Annotated in this window: 18 protein-coding genes; 12 read left to right on the forward strand and 6 right to left on the reverse strand. The window is 43.2% G+C overall.

Features of this window, described 5'->3' with window-relative positions; all coding sequences use genetic code 11:
* Nucleotides 1-7: 7 nt before the first annotated feature.
* A complete protein-coding gene (locus ACSQ2E_RS09810; RefSeq protein ID WP_435990353.1) occupies nucleotides 8-475 on the forward strand; it encodes a GyrI-like domain-containing protein in 468 nt (155 codons plus the stop codon).
* Between the two features lie 42 nt (nucleotides 476-517).
* On the opposite strand, the gene ACSQ2E_RS09815 is transcribed toward ACSQ2E_RS09810, so the two are convergent.
* Nucleotides 518-2,164: a b(o/a)3-type cytochrome-c oxidase subunit 1 gene (locus ACSQ2E_RS09815; protein WP_435990354.1), complete on the reverse strand. Its 1,647-nt coding sequence runs from the start codon at nucleotides 2,162-2,164 to the stop codon at nucleotides 518-520.
* Entirely contained in the window at nucleotides 2,165-2,641 is a 477-nt protein-coding gene (locus tag ACSQ2E_RS09820) for a cytochrome c oxidase subunit II (protein WP_435990355.1), read from the reverse strand.
* A gap of 372 nt (nucleotides 2,642-3,013) precedes the next feature.
* Between ACSQ2E_RS09820 and ACSQ2E_RS09825 the strand changes: the two genes are divergently transcribed.
* Nucleotides 3,014-3,148, forward strand: a complete 135-nt coding sequence (locus ACSQ2E_RS09825; protein ID WP_435990356.1) for a hypothetical protein — start codon at nucleotides 3,014-3,016, stop codon at nucleotides 3,146-3,148.
* 64 nt (nucleotides 3,149-3,212) lie between these two features.
* Nucleotides 3,213-3,983, forward strand: coding sequence for an SDR family NAD(P)-dependent oxidoreductase (locus tag ACSQ2E_RS09830; RefSeq protein ID WP_435990357.1), 771 nt, complete (start codon nucleotides 3,213-3,215; stop codon nucleotides 3,981-3,983).
* Nucleotides 3,984-4,039: 56 nt separating this feature from the next.
* Here ACSQ2E_RS09830 and ACSQ2E_RS09835 read toward each other — a convergent pair whose 3' ends face one another.
* Nucleotides 4,040-4,489 (reverse strand): chemotaxis protein CheX, encoded by a 450-nt coding sequence (locus ACSQ2E_RS09835; RefSeq protein WP_435990358.1) that lies wholly within the window; start codon nucleotides 4,487-4,489, stop codon nucleotides 4,040-4,042.
* Between the two features lie 199 nt (nucleotides 4,490-4,688).
* Between ACSQ2E_RS09835 and ACSQ2E_RS09840 the strand changes: the two genes are divergently transcribed.
* The 6 genes from ACSQ2E_RS09840 to ACSQ2E_RS09865 all read left to right on the forward strand — a co-directional run bounded on the left by ACSQ2E_RS09840 (nucleotide 4,689) and on the right by ACSQ2E_RS09865 (nucleotide 12,701).
* Nucleotides 4,689-5,759 (forward strand): type III polyketide synthase, encoded by a 1,071-nt coding sequence (locus tag ACSQ2E_RS09840; protein WP_435990359.1) that lies wholly within the window; start codon nucleotides 4,689-4,691, stop codon nucleotides 5,757-5,759.
* Nucleotides 5,759-6,325: an isoprenylcysteine carboxyl methyltransferase family protein gene (locus ACSQ2E_RS09845; RefSeq protein ID WP_435994489.1), complete on the forward strand. Its 567-nt coding sequence runs from the start codon at nucleotides 5,759-5,761 to the stop codon at nucleotides 6,323-6,325. Before ACSQ2E_RS09840 ends, ACSQ2E_RS09845 begins: the two co-directional genes overlap by 1 nt.
* 726 nt (nucleotides 6,326-7,051) lie before the next feature.
* Nucleotides 7,052-10,663, forward strand: coding sequence for a dynamin family protein (locus ACSQ2E_RS09850; RefSeq protein WP_435990360.1), 3,612 nt, complete (start codon nucleotides 7,052-7,054; stop codon nucleotides 10,661-10,663).
* Between the two features lie 21 nt (nucleotides 10,664-10,684).
* Nucleotides 10,685-10,864: a hypothetical protein gene (locus ACSQ2E_RS09855; RefSeq protein ID WP_435990361.1), complete on the forward strand. Its 180-nt coding sequence runs from the start codon at nucleotides 10,685-10,687 to the stop codon at nucleotides 10,862-10,864.
* On the forward strand, nucleotides 10,861-11,691 hold the full coding sequence (locus ACSQ2E_RS09860; RefSeq protein WP_435990362.1) for a sulfurtransferase: 831 nt from the start codon (nucleotides 10,861-10,863) through the stop codon (nucleotides 11,689-11,691). Before ACSQ2E_RS09855 ends, ACSQ2E_RS09860 begins: the two co-directional genes overlap by 4 nt.
* Nucleotides 11,692-11,768: 77 nt before the next feature.
* The gene (locus tag ACSQ2E_RS09865) at nucleotides 11,769-12,701 is read left to right on the forward strand and encodes a 5'-3' exonuclease (protein WP_435990363.1); all 933 of its coding nucleotides are present in this window, start codon (nucleotides 11,769-11,771) and stop codon (nucleotides 12,699-12,701) included.
* Nucleotides 12,702-12,759: 58 nt separating this feature from the next.
* Here the strand turns inward: ACSQ2E_RS09865 and ACSQ2E_RS09870 are convergent, their stop codons facing one another.
* The gene (locus ACSQ2E_RS09870) at nucleotides 12,760-12,897 is read right to left on the reverse strand and encodes a small, acid-soluble spore protein L (RefSeq protein ID WP_098440074.1); all 138 of its coding nucleotides are present in this window, start codon (nucleotides 12,895-12,897) and stop codon (nucleotides 12,760-12,762) included.
* A 108-nt stretch (nucleotides 12,898-13,005) separates the two neighbouring features.
* Between ACSQ2E_RS09870 and ACSQ2E_RS09875 the strand changes: the two genes are divergently transcribed.
* Both ACSQ2E_RS09875 and ACSQ2E_RS09880 read left to right on the forward strand, forming a co-directional pair.
* Nucleotides 13,006-13,494 carry a divergent PAP2 family protein gene (locus ACSQ2E_RS09875; protein WP_060672394.1) on the forward strand — a complete coding sequence of 163 codons (489 nt, stop codon included), beginning with the start codon at nucleotides 13,006-13,008 and terminating at the stop codon, nucleotides 13,492-13,494.
* Between the two features lie 34 nt (nucleotides 13,495-13,528).
* Nucleotides 13,529-13,795 (forward strand): DUF6123 family protein, encoded by a 267-nt coding sequence (locus ACSQ2E_RS09880; protein ID WP_435990364.1) that lies wholly within the window; start codon nucleotides 13,529-13,531, stop codon nucleotides 13,793-13,795.
* Nucleotides 13,796-13,870: 75 nt separating this feature from the next.
* On the opposite strand, the gene ACSQ2E_RS09885 is transcribed toward ACSQ2E_RS09880, so the two are convergent.
* On the reverse strand, nucleotides 13,871-14,257 hold the full coding sequence (locus ACSQ2E_RS09885) for a reverse transcriptase-like protein (RefSeq protein WP_435990365.1): 387 nt from the start codon (nucleotides 14,255-14,257) through the stop codon (nucleotides 13,871-13,873).
* 146 nt (nucleotides 14,258-14,403) lie between these two features.
* Nucleotides 14,404-15,084, reverse strand: coding sequence for a queuosine precursor transporter (locus ACSQ2E_RS09890; protein ID WP_435990366.1), 681 nt, complete (start codon nucleotides 15,082-15,084; stop codon nucleotides 14,404-14,406).
* Nucleotides 15,085-15,187: 103 nt separating this feature from the next.
* On the opposite strand from ACSQ2E_RS09890, the gene ACSQ2E_RS09895 reads away from it, so the two are divergent.
* A complete protein-coding gene (locus tag ACSQ2E_RS09895; RefSeq protein ID WP_435990367.1) occupies nucleotides 15,188-15,844 on the forward strand; it encodes a reverse transcriptase-like protein in 657 nt (218 codons plus the stop codon).
* The last annotated feature ends 58 nt before the right edge of the window (nucleotides 15,845-15,902 follow it).

Raw genomic sequence — 15,902 nt, forward strand, 5'->3', positions numbered from 1 at the left:
AAAAATCATGGATATTAATGTAGCATCACTAGAGGATAAATTGCTTGTTGGAATCGGCTGGACAGGTCCATATGGAAGAGGGTCCGAGATCCCGAGACTATTCACTAAGTTTCAACAGATGATCCCATCCATTCATCATATAAATGGAGATGAATGCATATACGCACCTTTCCATGATAGGGCGACTGATTTTACGTACTATTGTACCGTTGAGGTTGATCGCGTGGAGAAGCTTCCACCGGGGTTAGTCGAACTGTCACTCCCTGCTGGCGATTATGCACACGCACTTTATGAAGGTCTGTCGACAGAAGTGGAACAAGCCTATTTCGCCATCTTTAATTGGATTAAAGAAAATGGGTTTGAAAAAGATTACTCCAGACTGAGTGTCGAGAAGTACCTATCCCAGGACCGTGAAATCAACGAAACGGAAGATAGAAGGAAATTAGAGCTGTTTGTCCCAATTAAACAGAAATAGAAATGAGGCTGCTTCATTTGAAGCAGCCTCTTCTTATGCTTGTTACCACATTCTATAACCTTTAGATGCTGGTGGGGCGTTTTGGATCATGTCGATGAATGGGACGGTGTAGGCGACGAGGATGAGAGCGGCCAGGATGGTTAACCAGATCCGCCAGTTCTCGAGAGCCATCGGTGTCCTTTCGGCTGTATCAGCCGTTTCACCGACAGGAAATTCCTCATCTCCTTTTGGAGCGAAGAATGCAAGGTTGATAAAGATGTATAGAACAAGAATGATTCCCATAAACAGGATCGTGCCCCCGATCGCCTGCGCGATTTGGTATGGAATCCAATCCAGTGCCTGTGGTGCATCCCCATAAGTGGAGTAAGAAGATCTTCTTGGTGCACCCAGTAATCCAACCGCATGCATAGCGCCGGACATGATGCTCATTCCGACCGCCCATACGATAGCCTGCACGATGGCCAGTTTGTTCATCGCTTTCGTTAAGACACGCCCGGTCAGGTGAGGGACAAGCCAATAAGCAATCCCAAAGAAGGTCAAGACGACAGATGTGGCGAGTGTTAAATGAAAGTGACCGGTGACCCAAATCGTGTTATGGATCACCTGATTCATTTGATTGGATGCATTGATCAATCCGCCGGCTCCTGCAGGGATGAAAGCAACCATTCCGATGAACGGTACTGTAAATCTGGCGTCACCCCATGGCAGCTTCTTGAACCATCCGAATAATCCCGTAGCGCCCTTGGATCTCCCGTACATTTCAAAAGTTGCAAACAAAGAGAATGCTGTCATCAGGGAAGGGATGACTACCATGAACGTCAGGGTCACTTGCAGGAATTTCCAATAAGCATCAATTCCCGGCTCCACTAATTGATGGTGAAAACCGACCGGTATCGAGAATAGAAGGAAAAGGATAAAGGATAGTCGTGCCAATGAATCTGAAAAAATTTTCCCACCAATGATTTTCGGAATGATCACATACCATGCCATATAAGCCGGCAGCAGCCAGAAATAGACGAGTGGGTGGCCGAAATACCAGAACAAGGTACGACTGACAAGAACGTCGACCCTGTCCACCAGACCAAGGGACCAGGGGAGGAACTGAAATAGAACAGTTCCTGCAACGCCGATGGTGGCTACAATCCATAAGACGGTGTTGATGATGCTCATGAAAGTTAACAAAGGGCTCGGTTGTCCGGGATGTTCTTTTCTCCAGCTCATATATTTCATGATCATCCCTGATCCGCCAAGCCAGCTGCCAACCACTACGAAGGTCAATCCTAAATAAAAGATCCAGTGGGCTTGGAGTGGAGCATAAAATGTATAAAGGACCGTAGCTTCATTTAATAGAATCATGACTGCTGCCATGATGGTTCCAAGAAGCATGACCCAGAATCCTAACCACCCCATAAAGCGGGATTTTCCAGAGTAAGTCCCTGAAGTCCGGGAAATGGCCGCATGCTGGAATCCGAGTATAAAGAATGTCGTCAGTACCAATCCGAGTAATACCCCGTGAACAGTCAATACTTGATAATAACCGATCCCTGCAGGCAAAGTGAATCTGCCTGAGCGGACCAAAACCTGTAACAGGCCGGCGAGTCCCCCTAATGCAAGAGCGGCAAATCCAACGTAAATATGGGCCATGGCCAGTGTAGCATCCTTTTTATCAATTTTTACAAATGGTTTCATCTAGTCCACCACCCTTAACATAGATTTCATCGTGTGATGACCTACACCACAGTATTCATTACAAACAATGAGGAACTCTCCAGATTTGTCGAGTGTTGTTGTGTATTCACTGACAAACCCCGGTTCAAGCATCATATTGATATTGGTTCCTGCCACTTCAAACCCATGAACAACATCCTTGGTTGTGGCCGTGATTTTCAGTGTAGATCCTTTAGGGATTTCAATTTCCCCAGGGGAATAAAGGAAAGCTGAAGCCACAAATACCAACTCATAATCCCAAGCCTTTCCTTTCACTTTTTTAAGTCCTGGTTCGTTAAATGGAGCTATTTTGTCCACCTGCTCCGGATTGACGTAGGCCTTCGCGCTTGGAGGCTGATGCCCCTGGTGAAAAGCACTGATTCCCAATATGATTAAAAATAAGATAAGAGACCCTGATCCAAGCGTCAACCACCATTTCTCATAGCGATGCATATGCATATAAATCACTCCTTAAATTAAAAACGATTAAGAAATAACAAAAATACCCCAAGCCATGTAAGGACTAAAAAACCTCCTAAAAATAAAACCGAAGTGAATGTGCCTTTTAATGAGGTGGACTCCTTCATTTTGACTTCCGTTTTTTGATGTAATTCCGGTTTCCCCATTTCTCTCATTCCTTCCATCAATTATTCACTGATTTGATACTTCAATCATAAGCGGGTACACTTCTTGAATCTGTGATAAATATCACACTTAAAGGGGTGGTTTGTGAAATAAATGTGAAGTGATTGAAAAATAGGCAATCGGGTGTGTTCATTTGTGTGAACCTGATGCATAAAGTGTAGGAATGAAGAGGAAGGTGACGATCAAATGGAAAAGTATTATTGTAAACAGTGCTGTCAAATCTTCTCTGATAAAAAAATCTGTCCTCAATGCCAGCTGCCGGTGGAAGCGAAGATACATATCGAGGTCCATCATCAACAAGGGAAAAAGGATCATCGGTGAGACTTTGAAGACATGCTGTGCTAATATAAAGAAGATTCGAATAATAGATAAGGCGGTGGAGAATTTGTTTGTTCCTTCATTTTCATTGAAAGGTAAATTGGCCGTTGTCACAGGTGCAGGCCGGGGAATTGGACGTGCCCTTAGTATTGGATTAGCGGAATCTGGGTCCGATGTAGTCCTGTTGTCAAGAACGAGGGATGATTTAGAAGAAACGGCAAGTGTAATCGAGAAGCTTGGAAGGAAGGCTCATATCCTCCCGACAGATGTGACATCACGTGACGACATAAACAAAGTGATCACCTACATAGAAAATCATGGCTTGTCCATCGATATTTTGATTAATAATGCAGGGATGAATATACGTTCAGCAGCGCTTTCGGTAACGGATGAGGAATGGCAGAAAATCATGGATACGAACTTGAAATCAGCCTTTATGATGAGCCAGGAAGTGGGAAGGCATATGAAAGAGAGGGGCCGGGGGAAAATCATAAACATTGCATCCGTCGCCGGCCACGTTGCCCTCAGGACCGGGGTCGTATATGCTTCCACGAAAGCGGCCATGATTCAAATGACGAAGGTATTAGCCATGGAATGGGGAAAATACAATATTAATGTAAACAGTATCGGTCCATGGTATTTCAAGACACCTTTAACGAAGGAACTTCTGCAAAATGAAGAGTATGTAAATGATATACTGGCAGTGACTCCTTTAAAAAGGATCGGTGAGCTCGAGGAATTGGTGGGCCCGGCGGTCTTCCTTTCATCAGATGCCTCAAACTATATTACCGGACAAACCCTTTATGTAGACGGTGGGATGACGATCAACGGTTTTTGAATTGTTCCAGGATAAAAGGCTAACCTCTCTTTAAAGGTTAGCCTTTTATCTATTTGCTATTCAATCATCAGTATCACTAAAAAGTCGCCGACATTTTCAATGGAAATCGGCAGTTTCAAAGCTTTGTCAAAGCCATACATTTTCGATTGCCCCACAATGACGGTCGGCGGGGTAATGTCCAGTGAATGGCCGGCTTGTGCGAGGAGAGTAGCAAGATTCCCTGCAATCATATTCCCGAGTTCGCCCGCGAAAGATTCAAGCATTTCACCTTCCAGGGGCATTCCGAACATGGATGCTCCCAAACCTTGAAAGCTCTCTTCTTCTCCATCAATGATCATCCGTCCTCTTACGTCACCCGTAAACCCGATGAGTACACCAATCTTATGCTGACTAAACGGCTCTGACAGCAATGTGGGCTTTAAAACAGTCACACGCAAAGGGATGACCCCTTTAATGGCTTCTACTGAACTATTAAGTATATCGGTGACACTTTTAGTTAAAATCATGTCGTATCCTCCAGTATTTTGTCACAATAATCATACCATATGAACTAGGGATAAAGGATGGTATTTTCACACGCTGTTCATACTAAAGAACTATTTTTCGGGATGGGGGTTATGAATAATAGAAAAACAAAAGGTCATACATGATTTATGGGCATGTGGAAAAGCTATCCTTATATGGAAGTGTAAGGAGTGGTTGTGCATGCCAAAAATACTCTCAGTGGAAACAGAAGTTCCGCCTGTGAAAATCACGCAAAATGAAGCCGCAGAGTTTGCGAAGCAATTGTTTTCTTCGAGTTTTAGAGACATAGGACGTCTCATAAGTGTGTTTCAAAACGGCGAAATAGAAAGCCGTTATTTTGTGAAGGATTTGGAATGGTTTTCGAAGGATCATACCTTTAAGGAAAAGAACGATGAATTCATCCACCATGCCGTAGAATTGGGGAGTAAAGTGATCCATAAGAGTCTTTCCCGTCATAAGCTCACATTGGAAGATATCGATGCCATCATCACCATATCAACATCGGGTCTTTCAACCCCGAGTCTGGAAGCGCGAATCATGAATAGGCTGCCGTTTTCCCCCCATATAAAACGAATTCCCATTTGGGGATTGGGTTGTGCAGGGGGAGCGAGCGGTCTGTCGCGGGCGTATGAGTACTGCTTAGCCTTTCCACAGGCCAATGTTCTTGTTCTTTCAATCGAACTGTGTTCATTGACCTTTCAGCACGGGGATCGATCAAAGAGCAATTTGATCGGAACGTCCCTTTTTGCTGATGGTGTGGCATGTGCCCTTGTTTGCGGAGATGAAAGTCCTTTATTAGAGGGCGTCGTGCATCCATTACCAAGGATCTTTGCGACTCAGTCGACGCTGCTTGAGGACTCCTTGGATGTCATGGGATGGGAAGTAAAGGAAAATGGATTATATGTCGTATTTTCAAAGGATATTCCGACACTTGTGAAAAATTGGCTCCGCCCGAATGTAGAGGGGTTCATTGAAGCGAACGGGGTTAATCTCCGGGACATTAAGCACTTTGTGGCCCATCCGGGTGGAAAGAAAGTGATTGAAGCATACAGGGATGCTTTAGGGATGGATGAAAATATGACAATCGAATCGATGAAGGTGTTGAAGGAATATGGGAACATGTCCTCTGTCACGATTCTTTATGTCCTCAAAGAATTTATGGAAAAAGGCTGTGAACTGGGGGATATCGGCCTCGGCACTGCTTTGGGACCGGGGTTCAGTTCTGAGCTTTTGTTGATGAGGTGGGAATGATGCTATACTTTGTATTGTTTTTCTCGGTGTTGATGATTCAAAGACTGGTTGAACTGTCTATTGCAAGATCAAATGAAAAGTGGATGAAGGAGCGGGGGGCCAAAGAATACGGGCAGTCTCATTATAAGCTGATGGTCGTCATCCATATTGCATTTTTCATTTCCCTGCTCATTGAAGGAGGGATCTTTCACTCCGGGGTCAATCACTATTGGCCGTTATTACTTGGCGGTTTTATCCTGACTCAGCTCGGGAGGATCTGGTCGATTGCTTCTCTCGGAAAGTATTGGAACACTAAAATCATCGTCCTCCCACAGGCTGAAGTCGTAGCGAAAGGTCCATATAAACTTTTGAAGCATCCGAATTATCTGATTGTAACGCTTGAGTTTCTGATTGTTCCATTACTCTTTCATGCCTATTGGACCCTTTTAATATTTGCATTATTAAACCAATTCATTCTTTCTATCCGAATCCCACTGGAGGAACACGCCCTAAAGGAAGAGACGGAGTATGAGAAGGTCCATCTCAATACGAAGGGATGGATTCCCATATTCAAAAAAGAAAAATGATTTTCTTATTGAAAATGATTATCAATTTTGATAAGATTCTAATTGAAGATGAAAATTATTCTCAAGTACAAGTATCATTACAAAAGGGTGGGGACAAGAATGGTATGGTTTTTGATATTGTTTACTGTAGTAGCGTATGGCTTCATGATGAAGTATGTTTTATCTAATGTAGTGAAGAATCCGGCACAACGGAAGAACATATCTTCATACCAGACGAACTCGAAATCTTTTGTTCGATCAAACTTAATCGCAACGGAAACAACACGATAAACAGGGCCTTCTTCTTCGGAAGAGGCTTTTTTTGTATTTGTTAGTAAAAATGACAGCTATTATACTTGGACCGTTCCTTTCCGCTTCAGGCACTTGCTTTCCTCGGGGAGGAAGTCAAGCCTCCTCGGGCTTTTGCCCTGCGGGGTCTTGACTTTTCCTCTATTTCCCGTAGGAGTCAAGTGCCTTCCGCTCCAATCCACTCTGTGCTTCTACAATTGAGAGATAAGATTAGACAATACCAATAATGATTCAATTGATCACACGTAAAACCGTGACTTAGTTATTTTTAGAAACATGCTTCTATATTGCCTTTCCCCCTCATCCAATCATCCGCATATACTGTTATCATTCTCAAATCCCCCTTTCCGATATGATTTCATAGAGAATTTGATTCAAATACGATAAAATAAAAACGTTATCATTCTTCTTAAGTGCAGAAAGGAATTAGATTAGACTATGAGCCAGATTAAGCATACAAGTACACATTTACATAATACGTTTAAACAGCTAACGGCTTACTACGACATTTTCCTCCAGAACGGGGATGGGGAAAGGGCCGGAAAGGTGGAACGGTTGGCTGAAAAGTTGAAAAATCATGAATTGATCCTTGCTTTTTGCGGTCATTTTTCCGCTGGAAAGTCCACGATGATCAACCGGTTGATGGGGGAAGACATCCTTCCATCCAGTCCGATTCCAACCAGTGCGAATTTGGTGAAGGTTCATCACGCACAAACGGACTTTGCGAAAATTCATTATCATCAATCCCAGCCTCTATACTTTAAGGCACCGTATGATTTTGAGACCATAAAGGAATTTTGCAAAAACGGGGAAGACGTGTACTCTGTGGAAATCGGACGGAAAAATAGTGAAGTGCCTGAAGGGGTTTCTGTTTTGGATACCCCGGGAGTTGACAGTACGGACGATGCCCACAGGCTGTCTACGGAATCGGCGATCCATCTTGCTGACGCAGTCTTCTATGTAATGGATTATAACCATGTCCAATCACAGGTGAATTTTGAGTTCACCAAGGAAATGGTGCGTCATGGTGTCAAACTGTATCTGATTGTGAACCAGATCGATAAGCATCAGGAGGAAGAATTGTCTTTCACCCAGTTCCAGGAAAGCGTCAAGAATTCATTCGCCTCTTGGGGTGTAGTACCCGATGGGACGTTTTTTACAAGTTTGAAAAATCCCGATCATCCCTGCAATGACCTTGAAAACTTGGAAGCACTGATTGATAGCGTGGTTAAAAAGAAGGATGAATTGATTGAAGCATCGGCAGTCTCGGCTATTTCACAATTGCGATCTGAACATGAGAAATGGTATGAGGAGGAACTTGAAAAACTTGAGGATAGAGCCCAGGATTTCTTTACAGAGGAAGAATGGAAAAATAAAGACTCCACTCTTCAAAAAGAAAAAAGGCTCGTTGAGACCCTGGCAAAAAATGATATGAGATCCATAAAAGATCAATTCGAAGAAGATCGAAGAGAGATCCTCAAAAATGCTTATTTAATGCCTTTTGAAACAAGAGAATTAGCGAAGGGATTTCTGGAAAGCAGACAACAGGACTTTAAAGTCGGCTTCCTGTTCTCCAAGCAGAAGACAGAAGAAGAAAAAGCAGTGAGACTTCAAAAATTCAAGGACGATATCAATTCCCGGATCGAATCTCAACTTGAATGGCACTTAAAGACTCTTGGTAAAAACATAGTGAAAGAATATATCCCTTCATCTGATCAACGCGTGGAATGGGATCGATTGAACCTTGAAGTGGACGATCAATTCCTTGTAGGTTTAATTAAACAGGGGGCAGGAGTTTCGAGTGATTATGTTCTTCAATACTGTGATGATCTTTCAGAGGAGTTAAAAAGGAAAGCCAGAAATGAAACGAACGGGTTGATTGAGTCACTGATAACGGAAATGGAAAACTCATCGCCGGAAGAGCATGCTGGCATGGAAGAAGAACTCGAGGAGCTACAGAAAAAAACAGGCATCATTTATCAATGGAATTCATTGGATGAAGAGAAGGACGCCCAAATCAGAAGGTTGAACAAAGCTGAAGTTGATCCAAAGCGTGCGGAGACGATTATTGCAGAATGGACCTTGAAATGGAAAGAGAGAGAGGAAAACTTTACACTTGCGTCCAATGTGGTTCTGGATCGTAAAGAGGGCACGGGACGTGAGCGTGACGTAAACCAATCCCAGGACATCACTGAGCAGGTCTCGTCAAAAGAAGAAGCGATTCAACGGTTAGAAACGATGGCGAATGTGTTCAGGAAGTACAAAGGGTTTAACAACATGGCACATCTATTGGACGGTAAGAGAGAGCGCCTCTCGAATCAATCCTTTACCATCGCATTATTCGGTGCCTTCAGTGCCGGTAAATCATCGTTTGCCAATGCCCTGTTAGGAAGAAAAGTACTTCCGGTGAGCCCGAATCCCACTACAGCGTCCATCAACAGGATCAATCCGGTATCGGAGGGGTGTGAGCACGAAACGGCCCACGTACAAATCAAATCCGAGGAACAGCTATTGTCAGACATCAATCATTCCCTTTCGTTTTTTAAACGGAATGCATCTTCCCTGGCCGAAGCCACGGGACTGATTCCTGATTTATCGACTGATGGGAGCGGGAAAGAAAATGTCCACCTCTCTTTCCTTCAAGCCTTTCTAACAGGGTATCCTTTATTTAAGGAAACCCTCGGCAGGCGGAGGAAGGTCGATCTTGAAGAATATAGAGGGTATGTAGCAGATGAGGCGAAAGCTTGCTTTGTGGAGGCGATCGATCTCTATTTCGATTGTGATATTACAAGACAGGGGATCACCCTCGTCGATACACCGGGAGCTGATTCCATCAATGCCCGACATACCGGTGTTGCTTTCGAATATATCAAGAATGCCGATGCGATTCTTTTTGTGACCTATTATAATCACGCATTTGCCAAGGCAGACAGGGAATTCCTCATTCAATTGGGGCGTGTGAAAGACACCTTCGAAATGGATAAAATGTTTTTTGTCGTCAACGCCATCGACCTCGCAAGTGATGAAAAGGAAAAAAATGAAGTCATTGATTATGTGGAAGACCAATTGATTCAATATGGAATCCGTTTTCCAAGGATTTTCGGAGTATCATCTCTGCAGGCATTTAAAGATTCCGATTCTCATCATTCTGGTATGGATGTATTCAAGAAGGAATTCCAAACCTTCATACAGAATGAATTAGTGAGCATGAGTATCGAATCCGCACTTGGTGAGTGGGAGAGAGGGTTGAAACGTTTTCAACAATATCTCCACTCGGCTTCAAGCGAAAAGACGTATAAACAATCAAGGAAGCAGGAGCTTTTGGAGCGGAAGTCTAAGATTGTTTCCCTTATTGATAACGTATCCCAGGAACCCCTTACAGTAGAGATGATGCAGGAATCAAAGGAGCTCGTCCACTATGTGAAACAAAGAGTGTTTTTCAGGGTCTCGGATTTCTATAAGGAAGCATTTCATTCCGGATTATTTCTCCAATATCCATCCCAGTCCCAGGCAATCGGTGAAGGATTAAAGGAATTTTTATCAAGTATCGGGTTTGATCTGGCTCAGGAAATGCGGGCTACCTCACTTCGGATTCAGCAGTTCATTCAGAAGCGGCTCAGAGATCAATGGGTCGTCCTGGAAGAAAAAATCCAGCGGGTTGAACAAGATCTGGTCCTATCCCCAATGGATTATAAAAATGAAACGACCATCGAATTTGAGAGCGCATTTAACCAAACGGAACTGCGACCATTCGAAGAAGCTTTTTCAACATTCAAGAATCCAAAGCAATTCTTTGAAAAAGGCGGAAAGAAAGTGGTTCAGGAAAAATTGGAGGCATTGCTCCAAGAACCTGCAGACACTTACCTGACACAAGAACAGGCAAGGTTGGACACATGGGGCCAAAACTATTTGGAAGAACAATTCAAGTTGCTTAAAGATGAGTTGCTAAGTCAGGTGATCGATCAAATTACATCTTATCTGGAAGTCCTCGATACCGTACAGGACCTGGATCAGCTGAAGCGGGATTTAAAACAGCTCGAGAAGGTTTAAAGAAAAAGGAGGACATTCACTGTGAATCCTTATCATTGCTGTGCTACCTGTGTTCACATTCAAGGAGTGAAAAAAGAGCAGAAGACATCCTATTATTGTTCAAGACTGGGCTATGAGACCAAAACCACCTATCAGTTTTCCTGTTGGGAACCGAAGGAAGAAGTACTGAAATTGATGAAGAAGAGGGGGATGAAATCATGAGTGTGCTGGTAGATGCGGAATGGCTTAATGAACATATGGACGATGGGAATCTCAGAATCATCGATTGTCGTTTTTCGTTAGGGAATCCAGCAGAAGGCCGGGAAAGTTACAATGAGAGCCATATTCCCGGTGCCATCTTTTTTGACCTTGAAAAGGATTTATCCGGGTATGTGAAGATGCACGGGGGACGACACCCCCTCCCGAATATGAAGAATTTCCTGCGCAAGGTGGAGGATGCCGGGATCGATAATCATACAACCATCGTAATCTATGATGAAAAGGAAGCGGCTTTTGCGGGCAGATGCTGGTGGTTGTTCCATTATATCGGTCATGAAAATGTCTATATCCTGAGTGGTGGATTTGCCGCGTGGAAGAAGGGTTCCGGAAAGACGGAGTCCACCGTTCCCCATTATCCGCCAACAAACTATCGTCCGAGCGTTAAAGACGACATTTTGGCCACTGTGGATGAAATACAATGTATCGCAAACGGAGATAGGAAGACCCTGTTGATTGATTCGAGGAGCAGGGAACGGTTCTCTGGTCGGGAAGAACCGATTGACCGGATACCGGGCCATATTCCCGGCGCGATCAACCTTCCATGGACGGAAGGGATGAATGATGGGTATTTCCTTGGGCCCGATAAGCAGAAGGAACGTTTCTCGAAGCTTAAAAAAGATGACCCCATCATTGTCTATTGTGGATCTGGTGTAACAGCAACACCAAATTTCATCGCACTCAAGGAAGCTGGATTTACCGATGTGAAGCTCTATGCAGGGAGCTATAGCGATTGGGTTTCATACGAAGAACACAAAGTGGAAACAGAATAATGCCGGGTAGCTAATTGGAAGTGGTTCATCTCTTTTCCAATTAGCTATTTATGCTGATATGTTATACTTTAAAAGGTATGTACGAAACGACGTGTTTAGGAGTGGATGACTTGGAAAATAAAAATGAGCATTTATTATTAATAGATGGAATGGCATTATTATTTCGATCTTTCTTTGCAACGGCCGTAACGGGCCAATTCATGATGAACTCAAAAGGCCTCCCGACCAATGGGGTCCAGGGGTTCATGAAGCACCTGCTGATGGCTGCGGATCATGTGAAGCCTACACATATCATTGTTTGCTGGGATATGGGGAGCCAGACGTTCCGTAATGAAGTCTTTAACGATTATAAATCGAATCGGAATGCACCGCCTGTCGAACTGATCCCTCAGTTCGACCTTGCAAAAGAAGTGGCCGAAGGATTTAATCTCTCCAATGTTGGCGTGGTGGGCTATGAAGCAGACGATTGTATAGGGACCCTGGCTAAGCTCCATCAATCCGAACGCAAAGTGTCCGTTCTAAGCGGAGACCAGGATCTCCTGCAGCTCCTTGATGACAACATCGACATCATGCTGCTGAAAAAAGGTTTTGGGAATTATCAGACATATACGAAAGACCTCTTTGTTGAAGAAAAGGGCATTACTCCGGAGCAATTCATCGATGTGAAAGCACTGATGGGAGATACAAGTGACGGATATCCCGGGGTAAAAGGAATCGGGGAGAAAACAGCCATGAAACTGATTCAACAATATCACGATATATCCGGTGTACTGGCCAATCTTAATCAATTGACGCCTTCTCAACGTAAGAAGATTGAAGAAGATATGGACATGCTGCATGTTTCAAGGAAACTGGCTGAAATTCATTGTGAAGTACCACTTTCTGTTTCAGTTGAAGAAGCGAGATGGGATCATGTATCACATGATACACTTACGCTTGTGGACGAATTAGAGCTTAAAGTTCTTAGAAGGTTTTTAGTAGGTTCGAATGTGTTGGCGGCTTCAAGCTAAACCTGCCTAAACGTGATAGAAGTGTCAGGAACCCAGCCCTGACACTTTTTGTTGTAGATTATTTTTTATTCGTTTTTTTAGCTGCATTTTCTAATGCGCTTTTCGGTTCGGCCGCGAATTCAGCATCTTGTGAAATTCCTTGCGGGTTTACGCTTTTAGCGCTTTTCCCTTTGTTTTTATTGTTCCCTTTAGTCATACATAAGACCCTCCTTTAGTGTGATCATTACTATTTTGTCTTTGTTACATACAATTATCCCATGTACAGAGAATATTAGGACACACTACGAGTAAGGGAGGTGTTAGGGTGAATAAAGGAATCATTACCGCACTGATTAGTATCGCGTTAGCCCAAGGTTTGAAAATCCCGCTGCACTTTTTGAAAAAGAAGGAGTGGAAGCCTGAGCTGTTTTTTCAGACGGGGGGAATGCCGAGCTCACATAGTGCCGGAGTGGCATCTTTGACGACATTCATTGCGTTAAAGAGAGGGGTAAGAACGATTGATTTCGCTCTTTCCTTCATCTTTGGTCTGATCGTCATGTACGATGCCCAGGGGATTCGCCGCCAAACCGGTGAATTGACCCTTAAAGTAAATAGTCTCGATGAGCTTGTCAGGAAGGCGCATGAAAAGGAAACCGTTGAATTCGAGGAGAAGAAACCTAAGAGACTGAAGGAAATGCTCGGACACCAGCCCCAGGAAGTGGTCGGCGGCGCATTGCTTGGTTCCCTTCTTGGCTTCATTGCCTTCTTGTTTTCCAAAAAGGATAGGCAAAAGAAAAAATTTTCTGTAAGATAAGAGAAGACAAAGTGGCGATAAGGTGAGGAGAAACGTGAAAAAGACAACAGAGGAATTTCTCATAGATCTAGAAAATAAAGGATTTAAATTTCAGGAAGACGCGATTGGCTTCATCTATTTCGGCAAAAAATACACAGACGCCCCGGATGAACTGGTCAATAGTGCCATTGAAATCACTTTAAAAGCACAGAAACAATTTGACAGCAGTTTCTATATGTCCATATTAGAGAGACTCCACTCCCAGAAAATCTCCTCTAGAAAAGAAGCATTGAGGTGGATGGAGAAACAGGGATTGGCATAACCGAAAGACCATCAGAAGGGCATCGTATCCTTTCTGATGGTCTTTTTTAAGTAGTGTTTGTAGTTGGGATCCCTTTTAGTTCAGATGAATGGCTTTACGGGCGAGCTCATCAGCTGCTTTATTTTCCTTGCTTGGTATCCACTTGACAAAGAAAAGGTTGATTTGCTTCGTCAAGCTCAATATATCGCGAAGCAGTAATTTATATTGCGCATTGCGTACAAACTCTTTCTCAATCGCATGAACGACCGCTTGAGAATCACTTTTCAACCATACGGTATCTGTCTGCTTCTCCAAACAGATTTCAAGTGCTTTTTTGCAGGCGAGGAATTCAGCTTCATGATTGTCCATGATCCCTAAAGGAATCGAATGTTTTTCCACCTCACCGTTGTATTTGATGAAAATACCGGCTCCACTTGGTCCGGGGTTCCCGGCACTTGCCCCATCGATATATACTTCTAACAATTGTATTCACCTCGTACATATTCATAATATAAATATAGTAGCATATAAAGAGGGATGAAGGAGGATGCTCGATGATATGCTTTTCACTGGGGTACTCTCTATATACATAGCAAAAGCCGGGTGAAATGCATACACCCGGGCTTCGGTCATCCCATATTCTTCGGAAATCGTTTAGCGAGATAGCCAAACGGGGTATCCATAAGGGAAATCACCCATTTGAGAAGGTAGGTTGTAATGAAAATCTCGAACCAGACGTGGATCGGATATTCACCAAGGAAGGCGATGCTTGTGAAGACCAGCGTGTCCAAAAGTTGACTCACCATTGTACTCCCGTTATTGCGGATCCAAAATTGGGCATCTGTTGGGAATTTCTTCTTCAGATACGTAAAGATATACACGTCCGTAAACTGACTTACAAGATAAGCGGCAAGGCTGCCAAGGGCAATCCGCGGGATGATGCCAAAGATCGTCGCAAGGGATTCTTGGGCGAAATCGTCAGGATGTGGTTGAAATAAGAGCGCCAGTTGCATAATAATAGTCATAACGATCAACGTGAAGAATCCAAGCCAAACCGCTTTCTGTGCATCTTTTTTACCATATTTTTCGTTCAGGATATCTGTCACCAGAAAGGCGGAACCGTACATGGCATTCCCTAGCGTCGCAGTCAGACCAAAGATTTCAATTGTCTTGACGACCTGAAGATTTGCAAGTATTGTCGAGATCCCTATCCAAACGAATAGTCCGGTTCGTCCAAACATGCGATACATGATAAGTAAACATGAGAATGTAATGAGTACGAAAGCAAGTCCAAACCATATATTAAACATAAAAAGTCCTCCTATCGTTCATAAGTGAATGAAACAATAGTCCTCATTATACAAATAAAAATGATTTTGAACAATAAAATGGAGTTAAGGGAGTGAAAGACGAATGAAAATAAAAATCAAATTTAAATATAAAAGCAAAACGGCTTCCGATATATGGTTTGAATCCGGTTTTTTCCAGCGGAAAGAAACACTGATTCATGTAGATGATCTAATGAAAACGGGTAGAGTCATCGATCTTGAAATCATTGATGAAATGGGGAACTCTTGGACAAGGAAAGAATACATCAAATTGAATCAGGAGTTAGAAAAGGAACCCGAAAACATTGTGGTGTTCTTTGATGGCGGATTTGATAAGGAAACGAACTATGCGGGTGCCGGAATCGTCATCTATTACGATAAAGGCGGGGAATCATTTCGAATCAGAAAAAATGCCCTTCTCGAAGAAATCGAAAATAATAATGAAGCTGAATACGCTGCATTACATATCGCAATCGGTTTGCTTGAAGAAATCGGGGTTAAAAATGCACCTTGTACGATCAAAGGCGATTCCCAGGTGGCAATAAAACAGCTGGGGGGAGAGTGGCCTTGCTATGAAGAGGGTTTAAGCAGATGGCTTGATCGGATTGAAGGATTGATTCAAAAGCTTGGGCTGAAACCCAACCTGATTGTCTTGAACAGGAAAGACAACAGAGAAGCCGATAAGCTTGCCAATCAGGCATTGGAAGGCATTAAGGTGCACAGTAATAAACGATTAGAATAATTCTTCTGTGTATTATATACTCTAATAATACAATGAAGATTAGCTGTGCGTGAAAAAA

The sequence above is a fragment of the Rossellomorea sp. LjRoot5 genome (assembly GCF_964253455.1).
In the GTDB taxonomy this organism is placed as follows: domain Bacteria; phylum Bacillota; class Bacilli; order Bacillales; family Bacillaceae_B; genus Rossellomorea.

Bases quoted from the DNA above. Each gene is read 5' to 3' on its own strand.
- ACSQ2E_RS09825 (WP_435990356.1), top strand. From the start codon at position 3,014: ATGGAAAAGTATTATTGTAAACAGTGCTGTCAAATCTTCTCTGATAAA.
- ACSQ2E_RS09810 (WP_435990353.1), top strand. From the start codon at position 8: ATGGATATTAATGTAGCATCACTAGAGGATAAATTGCTTGTTGGAATC.
- ACSQ2E_RS09895 (WP_435990367.1), top strand. From the start codon at position 15,188: ATGAAAATAAAAATCAAATTTAAATATAAAAGCAAAACGGCTTCCGAT.
- ACSQ2E_RS09860 (WP_435990362.1), top strand. From the start codon at position 10,861: ATGAGTGTGCTGGTAGATGCGGAATGGCTTAATGAACATATGGACGAT.
- ACSQ2E_RS09870 (WP_098440074.1), bottom strand. From the start codon at position 12,897: ATGACTAAAGGGAACAATAAAAACAAAGGGAAAAGCGCTAAAAGCGTA.
- ACSQ2E_RS09850 (WP_435990360.1), top strand. From the start codon at position 7,052: ATGAGCCAGATTAAGCATACAAGTACACATTTACATAATACGTTTAAA.
- ACSQ2E_RS09820 (WP_435990355.1), bottom strand. From the start codon at position 2,641: ATGCATATGCATCGCTATGAGAAATGGTGGTTGACGCTTGGATCAGGG.
- ACSQ2E_RS09890 (WP_435990366.1), bottom strand. From the start codon at position 15,084: ATGTTTAATATATGGTTTGGACTTGCTTTCGTACTCATTACATTCTCA.
- ACSQ2E_RS09835 (WP_435990358.1), bottom strand. From the start codon at position 4,489: ATGATTTTAACTAAAAGTGTCACCGATATACTTAATAGTTCAGTAGAA.
- ACSQ2E_RS09865 (WP_435990363.1), top strand. From the start codon at position 11,769: ATGTACGAAACGACGTGTTTAGGAGTGGATGACTTGGAAAATAAAAAT.
- ACSQ2E_RS09845 (WP_435994489.1), top strand. From the start codon at position 5,759: ATGCTATACTTTGTATTGTTTTTCTCGGTGTTGATGATTCAAAGACTG.
- ACSQ2E_RS09840 (WP_435990359.1), top strand. From the start codon at position 4,689: ATGCCAAAAATACTCTCAGTGGAAACAGAAGTTCCGCCTGTGAAAATC.
- ACSQ2E_RS09815 (WP_435990354.1), bottom strand. From the start codon at position 2,164: ATGAAACCATTTGTAAAAATTGATAAAAAGGATGCTACACTGGCCATG.